The organism is Mesorhizobium sp. M7A.F.Ca.CA.004.06.1.1 (genome assembly GCF_003999135.1).
Lineage (GTDB): Bacteria > Pseudomonadota > Alphaproteobacteria > Rhizobiales > Rhizobiaceae > Mesorhizobium.
Genome location: NZ_RZPQ01001353.1, coordinates 1 through 651, shown reverse-complemented (window position 1 = coordinate 651; position 651 = coordinate 1). Strand labels below are relative to the sequence as shown.

Here is a 651-nt window from a genome sequence, read left to right as displayed (position 1 = left end):
GGTCGAGGCAACGCTGGCGCCGCTCGTTGGACAGAAAAGCATCAAGCTGTCGGCGATCGAACGCAAGCTGCTGCTGGCTGGCGATACGCCCGGCGCCCGGCTGCGCTCGACCTTGCAGGCAGGCTCGGCCAAAGGCGCAAGCGTGCTGGTCATCGACGGCAAATATCGCCCGATCGGCGGCCAAATGACCGGGGACAACTCGCTATCGCCATCGTTGCAGCGCTGGTCTACGGGCATCGGCGTCGATTTCAACTCATTGCTCGGCCTCGGCGAACTCGTCTATGTCAGGGCCGGCGGCTACCCCGATGGCGGCGAGAGCGGCCTGTTCACGGATGGCCCACGCAATCGCAACTATGCCGCCGGCATCGTCGTGCCGATCGGCTATGACGGGCTGACGCTCAACCTGGAAGCCAGCCGCACGCAGGCCAATCCGACAGCCGAGCCCGGCACGCTCGGCTTCGGCAGCGCTTTCGAGCGTTATTCGGCGCGGCTTCGCTATCCCTGGATACGCAGCCGCGCGCTTACGATCAGCACCGAACTGTCATTCGACGTGCAAAACGACACGCTCGACGCGGTGACGCCGATTTCGCTGCCGATCGCCGAGGACCGATTGCGCATTGCCCGGCTCGGTCTCGATGGCACCTGGTTCAC

Annotated in this window: 1 protein-coding gene; it reads left to right on the top strand. The window is 65.0% G+C overall.

The window, feature by feature from the left end; genetic code table 11:
- Nucleotides 1-651: ShlB/FhaC/HecB family hemolysin secretion/activation protein (locus EN906_RS37660; RefSeq protein WP_164777717.1), on the top strand; the 651-nt coding region annotated here is incomplete at both ends.